The following is a 10480-nucleotide window of genomic DNA, read 5'->3' as shown; positions in this document are numbered from 1 at the left end:
CCTGTTTCGCTTGCCCGGTCAGGAAAGCTTCGCCAGCGCGGGCTTCAGCTTGTCCAGCACATACGGAATCCCGTAAACAGTCGGCGCCCGCAGTGCCGAAATCGTCTCCATGTCCGTCACCAGGTAATTCCCCGCCTTGACCTTCGCGACGAGCTGGTTGGACTCGAACGCCTGCCGCAGATCGGGCGAGGTGAAGGCGATGATCACGACGTCCGCGGCAACCTTGTCGTACTGCTCCGGGGTGAGCGTTCCGGTCGGGCTGCCCGACTCGTTCTTGCTCGCGTCGACCACCGTCGAACTGAGCTTCAACCCGACCGACTGGATCAGCTGCACCGCGAAGTCCTGCTGCGACACCAGGGTGAAAAGCTTGCCCGGCGCGTTGCCCACCGACGCGGTGAAGGTCTTGCCCGCAGCCTTCGGATTGTCCGCCTTGGCCTGGTCGATCGCAGCCTGCGCGGTGTCGATGACCTTCTGCGCGTCAGCGGTCTTGCCGAGCGCCTGCGCCACGACCTTCACGTGCTCCTGCCAGGTCTGCGCCCCCCACTCGGTGGCGTACCCGACCGTCGGCGCGATCTTCGACAGGTTCGCGTATTCCTTGTCCAGCCCGTAGTCCGCGGTCGCCAGGATCAGATCCGGCGTCAGCTTGCCGACCTCCTCCGCGTTGACCCCGTTCGCGGCATCCACGATGCGCGTCTTCGCCGGATCGAGCTTGCCCTTCAGATACGACGGCACCGCGGTGGACCCGGACTTGGTGAAGAACGCGACCGGCGAGACTCCCAGCGCGAGCGCCGCGTCGAGATCGTCAGTCGAGGTCCCGATCACGACCACTCGCTGCGGTGCCTTCTCGACGGTCGCGACACCGAACTTGTGCGTGATCTTCACCGGGAACGCAGCGGAGCCGGCCGCCTGCCCGGCAGCGGCAGGGGCGGACGAGTCCTGCACCGCGCCGCACGCTACCAGCGCGCAGGAGGCAGCAACCGCGAGCGCGACCGCGCCGAAGAACCCCTTACGAGACATAGATGCATCGCCTTTCCCAGGACCATGAGCCAGATGGTAAGGTTTGCCTATCCAAACTAGATAGTCAACCCAGTGCGGCTGTGACCTGAACCGGACAGAAGCCCGGCTGACCGACCCCCGGACCTCCACGTTCCGCCGAGCTGCCGTGGCGCCCTCGACCAACGAGCCTCGTCCTCTCGCAGCCTGAACCTCGTCATCCCCCGCTGCCATCCGATGAATGCGACAGGACTGCACATCCGGCTCGGCTTCGCTGACGGCGGCTCACGCGCGAGTCTCTCGACGGCCAGACAGACCCAAGGTGCTATTTCCAGTCCCATCAGCGCGAGCAGCGGCTAGGCTCATCGGCCTGCCATCCCAGAATCAGGGATGCCTCACCGGTTCTGTCCAGAGCGGGCACTCAGTCGCAGGACAATGGGGATGCCTCCGCACGCAACCTCGACCGTCACAACATATTCCGCCACCGCATTCGCAACCGGTTGCGTCAGCGCATACGCGACCCTTCACCGCCAGGTCTTTCGGGCCGGCGCGGTCGAGGTCGGCACCGCCGGTTCAGGCGTTCGCGTCGGCCGCCAGTATCTCGTCGGCGGTCGCGCGGCCCGACCGGACAGCGCCTTCCATATAGCCGTTCCATTGCACGGCGTACTCGGCACCCGCCCAGTGGATGCGGCCGACGGGGTCGCGGAGGATGTCGCCGTAGCTGGTCCAGACGCCGGGGGCGAAGTGTGCGCCGTAGCAGCCGCGAGTGAATTCCTCGGCGCTCCAGTCCTTCTCCAGGTACGCGGCCGGGTCGGCTGCCTCGTGGCCGAAGTAGCGGACGAAGCAGTCGAGGACCTGTCGGCGGCGCTCGTGGTCGGGCAGTCGCTGCCAGCGCCGGGCTTCGCCGCCTTCGACGAATCCGATGAGGATGCCGACCGCGGCGTCGGGCGGTGACACGTCGAAGGTGACCTTGACCGGGCCGCGGTCGGAGATCGCCTGGCCGTTCCAGCCGGCGTCGCGCCAGAACGGCTTGGGGTAGGCGGCGAAGCACTTGATCACGGTCCCGGCCGGGACGCGCTGCGTGAGCTGGTCGCGCCAGGCGGGCAGGATCGGCTGATAGTCGATGCGGCCGGCGAGCGTCGGCGGGACGGCGACGACGACGCGGGCCGCGGAGACGGACCCGCCGTCGCGGGTGGCGACGGTGACACCGCGACCGTTCTGGAGGATGCGGGCGACGGGCGAGTTCAGCCGCACGTCGAGACCGTCGGCGAGGCGCTCGGAGACCAGGACGGACCCACCGACCACCCGGTCCTTCTGCGCTCCCTGGTCGGTGGAGGCGAGCGTTTCCAGGTCGCCGTTGCTGACCGTGTAGAACAGCGTGTGCAGCAGCGACAGGTCGGAGCCGTCCGCCGAGTAGAGAGCCTCGGCCAGAACACGGAAGTAGCTGCGGCCCGTCGCAGTTTTCAGGTTCCGGCGGACCCACGACTCGTAGGTCTGTCCGTCCAGGCGACCGGCCTTGGGATGGGCCCACGGCCGCGCCGGGTCGATGCTGCGGGCGAGCCTTTCGAAGCGCGCGAGGCCTTGAGCGAGGTCGGCGAGAGCGATCGGGTTCAGCTTCGGCGTCGCTCCCTTGCGGCTGCTCAGGGGCGACTGCTTGCCGCCGAGGTCGAGCAGATGCCGTCCCGCGTCATTCCAGGTAGGGAAGGTCTCCAGGCCGAGCTTGCCGACCAGGGCGTACATCTCGGTGTGCCCCTCGCCGAGCCAGGTGCCGCCGAGTTCGACCGGCGCGCCCTCCAGCACCCCGCCCTCGGTGCGGCCGCCGACGCGGTCTCGCGCCTCCAGCACGGCGACGGTCTTTCCCGCCTCGACAAGCTTGCGCGCTGCGCTGAGGCCGGCCAGCCCCGCACCGACCACCACGACATCGACGTCGTTCATGGCTTTCTTCTCCTCGTTGTCGTTCTTCGTTGCCGGTCCGGGCGGGTCAGGCCCGGCCGTCCGCCGGCCGGGTGCGGGCCTTGGCCACCGCGGCCGCGACCGCCCCGAAGGCCGCGACGACCGGCAGAGCCCAGGGAAGCGAGTTGACCCACTGCGCCGTGCTGGCGGTGAGGGTCGAGTAATTCCGGACCATCAGGCCGACTCCGGCGACGAGGCCCGCGGCGCCCAGCGCGGGCGAGACGATGCTCGCGACGACGGACTCGTGCTCGCGGTTGCGGAGGAAGTAGCTGACGATCGAGATCGCCGCGATCGCCTGGAGGACCACGATGCCGAGCACGCCGAGGCTGTAGAGGCTGGTGCCCATGCCGAGGTACGGGTCCTGGCCCGCCGCGGTGAAGCCGATCGTCGCCGCGGCGACGACGGCGAGCTGGAGCGCGCTGGCGGCGACCGGCGATCCGTAGCGGCGGTGCGTGCGCGCGAAGAGCCGCGGCAGCAGGCCGTCGCGGGCGAGCGCGACGTGGTAGCGCGCCGTGTTGGCGTGGAACGCGAGGAAGGCGGCGAAGAGACTGGTGACCACGAGGATCGCCATCACGTCGGTGTAGGCCGGTCCCATCAACTCGGTGCCGGCCTCGAACATGTAGGTCTTGCCGGTCGCGACGTCGTGGCTGGCGATGCCTTGCGCCCGCTGGACCCCCTCGGCCGCCATGGCCGCCCACGAGGTGATCAGGTAGAAGACGGTGATGATCGCCAACGCGAGATAGGTGGCGCGCGGCACGGAGCGGCGGGGGTTGCGGGCCTCCTCGCCGTACAGAGCGGTCGCTTCGAAGCCCACATAGGATCCGAAGGCGAACATCAGGCTGACCCCGAATCCGGTCCCGAACACCGCGCTGGGCGCGAACACGGCCAACGAGAACCCGTGGAAGCCCTTCTCCGCCAGGACAGCGCCGTTGAACACCATCAGGGTGAGAACCTCCGCGCCCAGGAGGAAACCGAGCACCTTCGCGCTGAGGGTCACTTCGAAGAAGGCCAGGACCGCGACAAGCAGGAAGCAAACCACCGCGCAGGCCTGCCACGACACCGACAGGCCCATCTGGTTGACGACGAGGCTCGCGAAATAGGCCAAGCCGCCGAAGATCCCGACGACCGCGGCGTTGTAGGACAGCAACGCGACGTATGCCGTCGCGCCGCCCGCGTGCCGCCCCAGCCCCTCCCGAGCGTAGGTGTAGAAACCGCCGACATTCACGATCCGCCGGCTCATCCGCACGTACCCGGCGCTGAACAGCGCCAGCACGAGCCCCGCCGCCAGGTACGTGCCCGGCACGCCCGCGCCGTTGCCGAAAGCGATCGCCAAGGTGATCAAAGCGACCACCGCGCCCATCGGCGCCACGCCGGCGAGCACGAAGAAAACGATGTCGGAAGTGCCCATGGCCCCGGGTTCGAGCTTGCTCTCCCGCGCCGGTGACGCATCGATTCCCGCCACGACCCTGTCCTTCCGCTGGGGGTTCCGCGCGGCCGGCCAAGTCTCAGTCAGTCGCACGACTGAGTGTTAGCATGCGGGCCGGGTCACAGCGGCGTCAAGAGATGGGGCAAACTTTCAGTCAGCCGACCGGATTGGAGATCCCGTGGCATACGTCGAAGCCGCCGTGCGGCGGCCGCAGCTCATCGCGGCGGCCCGCACCGCCCTCGCCCGCGACGGAGTCGCGAAGACTTCGCTCCGCGCCGTCGCCGCCGAGGCGGGAGTTCCGCTCGGCACGATGCAATACGTCTTTCCCAGCAAGGAGCTGTTGCTGCGGGCGGTGATCGAGAACGTCGTCGACGAGATCGCCGACGTGCTCAAGTCCCTTGCCGATCCCGACCACGGACTCGAACACGCCATCCGGACCGCGCTCACCAGCTTCTGGAACCAGCTCGTCGAGGCCCACCGGGGACTCCAGCTCATGCAGTACGAGCTGACTGTCTACTCCTTGCGCGCCGCGGGCCAGGAAGAGCTCGCCCGCTGGCAGTACGAGCGCTACGCCACCGTGATCGCCGAGTGGTGCCAACTCGCCGCCAGCAATGCCGGCGAAACCTGCGGAATTCCGTTCGGCCAGCTCGCCCGGGTCATCCTCGCCGGCATCGACGGCCTGATCCTGCAACACGTCTGCGACCCCAACCGGAAACGGTCGCAGGAGAATCTCGATACGCTGATCGAAATGGTCGTCGCCCTCGCCCGCTCCTAGCCGGGAAGGGACGCACGATTCCGGAACGCCGAGCATCCGCTCGGCTCGCGGCCGCGACGGCGCGGCAGGCGGAGAAATCGTCGCCACGGGCTGCCCGGGAACAGCGCACGGGGGCACCAGGTCCAGAAATCTCAACGGAGGACAGTAGCCGCGACACACCTCAATCAGGGGCAGCCCAGGGCCGGCGGTCTCATTCGCTGCGCGGCCAGCCGGACGGCGCCGAGGATCTTTTCATATCCGGTGCAGCGGCAGAAGTTTCCCGCCAGCGGGAAGTGCTGGAGCCAGCCGCGCGCGCCCACGATCAGGCCCGGGGTACAGAAGCCGCATTGCACGGCGCCGGCTTCGACGAACGCTTGCTGGACCGGGTGCGGATCCCCGCCGTCGGCGATTCCCTCGACTGTCACGACCTCGCGGTCCTGAGCCTGTCCGGCCGCGATGAGACAGGAACACACTGGCACGCCGTCGAGATAGACCGTGCAAGAACCGCATTCTCCTTGCTCGCATGCGTTCTTGGCACCGTCGAGCCCCATCCGTTCGCGGAGCATGGAGAGCAGGCTCTCCCCCCGCCCCGACCCCGTCGACCTCTCGGCGCGAGCCGTTGACCGTGGTGGTGATGCGCATCGTTCAGGCTGCCTTCCGGTAGTCGTCCCAGGCCCAGGCGGCAGCGCGACGCGCCATCACCGACAGGGAACGCAGGCGGTATGCGGCGGTGCCGCGGACGTCGTCGATCGGAGAGGCCGCGCGGGTGACGCGTTCGCCGAACTCGCGCACCAGCGCGGCCGGAAGTTCTCCACGCGATTCCCACAGGCCGTGCGCGTCGAGTTCGCCCGCCAGGAAAGCCGCCGCTTCCGGCGCGGTGCGCGGCGTGGGCGCGGCCGAGCCGATTCCGGTGCCCACTGTCCGGCGGTCGAGATGCAAGGCGAACCCGAAGGCGCACACCGAGATCACCATGGCGTTGCCAGCGACAGGACGCGCGTCCGCCCCACTCCCGGGTTGCGGAGTTCGACCTGCGCTCCGGCGACGTCGTGTGCACCTACCTGGAACCGCACCCCTTCGAGTTCTTCAGCGCCCTGCACTTGGGCGCGCAGCGCTTGCCGAACGGCACCACGCTCGTGTGCGAAGGCCTCACCGGCCGGCTCTTCGAAGTGACCTCAAGCGGGCGTACGGTGTTGGAGTACGTCAATCCGCGCTTCGTCCCGTCTCCGGTCGACCCGTCGCGCACCCGGCGAACCGCATGTTCCGGGCCCTCCGCTGCCCGCCGTCCGTCATCGATCCGCTGCTCGCCGGCTCCGCCGGCAGGCGGACTGCGGCCGAATCCGCGGAGAGCGCCTGATGACTGCCCCCGAAGCCGTACGGACCGGCACCGTCCGTTCCGGTGCCGCTGACCTGTATTACGAACTGCGAGGAACCGGTCCCGCATTGGTGTTCATCCCCGGAGCTTCCGGCGACGGCGGTGTCTTCGCCGCGGCGGCCGACCACCTGACCGCGCAGCGCACGATCGTCACCTACGACCGCCGAGGGCGCTCCCGCAGCCCGCGGCCGCACGGCTGGAACCACACCACGGCCGACGAACAGGCGGACGACGCGGCCGCGCTGATCACCGCGCTCGCAACCGGCCCCGCCAACGTGTTCGGCACGAGCAGCGGCGCGACCATCGGCCTGAACCTCGCATTGCGCCACCCCGGCCTCGTCCGGCGCGCAGTGCTCCACGAACCGCCGAAGATCGGGGTCCTGCCCGAACGCGACGACCTGCTCGCCCAGTTGCGCGCCCGCATGGACGCCGCCTGCGCCCGCGGCGGACCGAGGGAGGCGATGGCGGACTTCAGCGGATGGCTGACCGGACGGCGGCGCGAATCCGGCGCAGACCTGGACGAACGAGTCCTGGGCAGCGCGGACGTGTGGCTGAGCCACGAACTGGGCGTGGTCGACCGCTATGACCCGCCCGACGCGCTCTTGCCCGCCCGTCCCGGCTCGATCGTCGTCGCGGTCGACAGCGAAGGAGGAACGGACCTGCACCAAGACCTGCTCGACCACTACAGCCGCACCCTGCACACCTTGGCCGACCGGATCGGCGCCGAATTCCGCCAGCTCCCTGGAGCCCACGTTCCCTACACTACGCACACCGAAGAATTCACCGTCAGTCTCGCCGCTCTGCTCGAAAGCTGGCACCGGTCTCGAGAGCTTCGGACGCCAAGGGGCCTCCCGGGCGCTCGGGACCCTCGCGCCGTAGCTGTTCTAGTAATTGCCGCTGCACGCCGCGTATACGCAAGGGCACAGAATCGTCGCACCTGCATTCCGTAACGTTTCCATCGCTGATGCGCAAACCGAGCCAGCACCGGCATTCCTAGCGCGGGGCCCGGTGCCGAGCTGACATCGGCAACACGACGGCCACAAATCCAACGCAGCCAAGAACCGCGGTGGACCACACCGACGCCCTCGCGTAGCCCTGTGGTCCTGATGAGGCACCAATCGTGTTCAAGACTGCCACCCCGATCGAAGTTCCGACCATCTGGCATGTGCTGAAGAACGCCGACGCAATGCCGCTCTCCTGTGCTCCGACATCTGCTGTCGCAGTACTCATCGCTGTCGGTCCGATCAACGCGGCACCACAGCCGACAATTGCCTCCGCCGGCAAAATGAGTCCCCAGTACGACGAGCTGGGCGTGATTCGGCTCAGCAGCAAGATCCCGACAGCGAGCAGGGCGAATCCACACCCCAGCGTCACGGACAGACCCCTTCGGCGCAACAGCCTGTGCGTGTACTGGATAGCCACCGCAGCGTCGACGGCCAGCAGAGGGATGAACGCCAGTCCCGTCATGAGCGCACTGAACCCCAGTACTTGCTGGAACTGGTAGCTCAAGAGGAAGAACATGCCGAGGAGGCCAAACCCGGCTCCGGCTTCCGAAACGTAGGCCGACAGTCTATGCCGGTCACGCAACATGGCCAACGGCAATAGCGGCTGAGATTTGCCCCACTGGCGGACGACGAACGCGGCAAGAAGCGCCATCGAGACTGCGAATGCGCCCATCACCTGCTCGCTCCACCAGTTCCCGCTGGCACCTGTCGCCAGCGCCCAGACCAATGCGACCAAGCCACCAATGCTCAGCGCCGCGCTCCGGAGATCCAGCCGTACGCTCCGATCCACTGGTTCCCGCGGCAACTGCCTCCAAGCCACGACGACAGCCACGATCGCGATCGGCGTGCTCACGCATACCCACCAGCGCCAACTGGCGAATTCAATCAAGGCGCCGCCAACGACGAGCCCGAAGCCACCGCCGGAGGTGACGATCGCCCCGAACAGGCCGAAGGCGCGCGCACGGTCGCGCGGATCGGTAAACGCACGCGCGAGCACCGAAAGGTTTGCCGGGGTCAAAACCGCTGCGAAGACGCCTTCGGCGGCTCGTCCGGCGATTAGCACCCCGACCTCGCGAGCGGTCCCGACCACCAGGATCGAAGCGGCGAACCCGAGCGCACCAGCGACGATCACGGTTCGCCGCCCAAAACGGTCGACTAGCCTGCCTCCGAGCAGGATGAGGCCGGCTAAGGCCAATGTGTAAGCACTGATGACCCATTGCCTCGACAGGTCGGAAACCTGCAAATCTCGTTGCACGGAAGGCATCGCGACGCTAATCATCGTCGTATCGGCAATGAGGACCAGCTGAACGGCCCCCGCCACCCCGAGCAAGGCCCACGCCGACCGGCCTGTTCTCATCGCGAACGGGGAGCCAGCACAGCCAGCACCGTGCCTTCCCGCACGACCTGTCCGGAGGAAACCGCGAATCGATCCAGCACACCGGCCGACTCGGCCAGCACCGGAATCTCCATCTTCATCGATTCGAGGACCAGGATCGCGTCGCCCGGCGACACAGCCTGCCCTGGTTCCGCGATGATCTCCAGGACGGTGGCCGCCAGCTCGGCCCGAATCTCCTTCACAGCGGGATGTTCCCGTGCTCGCCTCGCCGCGACGGCATCCCGGCCAGCGCCGCGGCCAGTGCGCTACGGGTGCGGTCAGGCTCGATGATCTCGTCCACGACACCTGCCTGTACGGCCGCCGACAGCCCTCCTGCCGAAACCAGGTGCTGGTCCGTAAGCCGCATCTCGACCGCATTCCGGTCCTGAGCCGCCACAGCTGCCAACTCCCTGCGGTGCAGCAGCCGTACGGCCGCCGTCGCCCCCATGACCGCGATCTCAGCCTGAGGCCAGGCGAAGACCCGGTCCGCCCCAAGCCCTCGGCAGTTCATGGCGATGTAGGCACCGCCGTAGGCCTTGCGCAGCACGACAGTGACCCGCGGGACAGTGGCTTCAGCGAAGGCGTGCAGGAGTTTCGCCCCGCGGCGCACGACCCCGCCATGCTCTTCGGCGACCCCGGGCAGATAGCCGGGGACGTCGACGACCACGATCAGCGGCAAGCCCAAGCTGTCGCACAGCCGCACAAAGCGTGCCGCCTTTTCCGCCGACCGCGAATCGAGACACCCTCCCCTGCGCAGAGGATTGCTCGCGACCACACCTACCGACCCGCCACCGAACCTGCCCAGGGTCGTGACGATGCTGCGTGCCCAGCCTGCCTGCAACTCGACCGGTCGGTCGTCGAGAAGGCGGTCGAGGACAGGGTGGATGTCATACGCGCGTTTCGACCGGTCTGGCAGCAGCTCGCCGAAAGGTCGGTCTTCCACTAAGTCCGGCATGGTTCTGCGCGGCGCGCCTAGCAATTCCGCGACAGCGGCCGCCAACCGGTATGCGTCCCGTTCGGTCTCTGCGACGAGATGCGCGACGCCACTCGCCTTGTCGTGCGCCTCGGGGCCGCCGAGGCTGTCCGCGTCGATCTGTTCTCCGGTGACTTCCTCGATGATCGTCGGCCCGGTGATGAAAACCTTTCCGTGCGGAGCCATGATCACTACATCAGTGAGGCCCGGTCCGTATGCCGCGCCGCCTGCCGCCGCGCCGAGCACCACCGAGATCTGCGGGATTCGCCCGGACGCCGCGGTCATCGCGTGGAAGACCCTGGCCACCGCGTTCAAGCTGTGGACGCCGTCCTGAAGCCGAGCCCCGCCGGAATGCCACAACCCGACGATCGGGAGCTTCTCCCTCAGCGCGTGCTGATAGGCCGCGACGATCACCGCGCAGTTGCCCTCGTGCATCGCCCCGCCCTGGATCCGGTGATCCAACGAGAACACGACCGATGGCACACCGCGCAGGTTCGCGGTCGCCCAGAGCGCTCCGTCCCGTCGCTGCCGGACGACAACGGATTCCGCGTCGGCGAGCGCCAGGACGCGCTCGTCAGGCGAGCCTGCTTCAATACCGTCGAGAACGGCGGTCATCGAGTTTTTCCTTTC

8 protein-coding genes and 2 pseudogenes are annotated in these 10480 nt (G+C 68.0%); 2 read left to right on the top strand and 8 right to left on the bottom strand.

Annotated features, from left to right (window positions below; translation table 11 throughout):
* Positions 1 to 18: 18 nt before the first annotated feature.
* The 3 genes and pseudogenes from CU254_RS12940 to CU254_RS12930 all read right to left on the bottom strand — a co-directional run bounded on the left by CU254_RS12940 (position 19) and on the right by CU254_RS12930 (position 4408).
* Positions 19 to 1017: an ABC transporter substrate-binding protein gene (locus CU254_RS12940; protein ID WP_037713507.1), complete on the bottom strand. Its 999-nt coding sequence runs from the start codon at positions 1015 to 1017 to the stop codon at positions 19 to 21.
* Positions 1018 to 1566: 549 nt separating this feature from the next.
* Positions 1567 to 2931 (bottom strand): annotated as a pseudogene (locus CU254_RS12935) (flavin monoamine oxidase family protein); the annotation flags it as partial.
* Positions 2932 to 2974: 43 nt separating this feature from the next.
* Positions 2975 to 4408 carry an APC family permease gene (locus tag CU254_RS12930; RefSeq protein ID WP_050788163.1) on the bottom strand — a complete coding sequence of 478 codons (1434 nt, stop codon included), beginning with the start codon at positions 4406 to 4408 and terminating at the stop codon, positions 2975 to 2977.
* Between the two features lie 142 nt (positions 4409 to 4550).
* On the opposite strand from CU254_RS12930, the gene CU254_RS12925 reads away from it, so the two are divergent.
* Positions 4551 to 5147, top strand: a complete 597-nt coding sequence (locus CU254_RS12925; RefSeq protein ID WP_009076306.1) for a TetR/AcrR family transcriptional regulator — start codon at positions 4551 to 4553, stop codon at positions 5145 to 5147.
* A 164-nt stretch (positions 5148 to 5311) separates the two neighbouring features.
* Here CU254_RS12925 and CU254_RS12920 read toward each other — a convergent pair.
* Both CU254_RS12920 and CU254_RS12915 read right to left on the bottom strand, forming a co-directional pair.
* Positions 5312 to 5768, bottom strand: a pseudogene (locus CU254_RS12920) ((2Fe-2S)-binding protein).
* Positions 5769 to 5771: 3 nt separating this feature from the next.
* On the bottom strand, positions 5772 to 6098 hold the full coding sequence (locus CU254_RS12915) for a hypothetical protein (RefSeq protein ID WP_009076304.1): 327 nt from the start codon (positions 6096 to 6098) through the stop codon (positions 5772 to 5774).
* Between the two features lie 381 nt (positions 6099 to 6479).
* Between CU254_RS12915 and CU254_RS12910 the strand changes: the two genes are divergently transcribed.
* Positions 6480 to 7448 (top strand): alpha/beta fold hydrolase, encoded by a 969-nt coding sequence (locus CU254_RS12910; RefSeq protein ID WP_009076303.1) that lies wholly within the window; start codon positions 6480 to 6482, stop codon positions 7446 to 7448.
* A gap of 43 nt (positions 7449 to 7491) precedes the next feature.
* On the opposite strand, the gene CU254_RS12905 is transcribed toward CU254_RS12910, so the two are convergent.
* Genes CU254_RS12905 through CU254_RS12895 form a run of 3 tightly spaced genes read right to left on the bottom strand, consistent with a single transcriptional unit; the run spans position 7492 to position 10465 of the window.
* Entirely contained in the window at positions 7492 to 8859 is a 1368-nt protein-coding gene (locus tag CU254_RS12905; protein WP_009076301.1) for an MFS transporter, read from the bottom strand.
* A complete protein-coding gene (locus CU254_RS12900; RefSeq protein WP_009076299.1) occupies positions 8856 to 9080 on the bottom strand; it encodes a biotin/lipoyl-binding carrier protein in 225 nt (74 codons plus the stop codon). The genes CU254_RS12905 and CU254_RS12900 overlap by 4 nt, the downstream gene beginning before the upstream one ends.
* Positions 9077 to 10465, bottom strand: a complete 1389-nt coding sequence (locus tag CU254_RS12895; protein WP_009076297.1) for an acyl-CoA carboxylase subunit beta — start codon at positions 10463 to 10465, stop codon at positions 9077 to 9079. Before CU254_RS12895 ends, CU254_RS12900 begins: the two co-directional genes overlap by 4 nt.
* Positions 10466 to 10480 lie beyond the last annotated feature (15 nt).

Source organism: Amycolatopsis sp. AA4 (assembly GCF_002796545.1).
Classification (GTDB): domain Bacteria; phylum Actinomycetota; class Actinomycetes; order Mycobacteriales; family Pseudonocardiaceae; genus Amycolatopsis.
The sequence above is the reverse complement of the archived record's forward strand: the minus strand, read 5'-3'. Positions and strand labels throughout refer to the sequence as shown.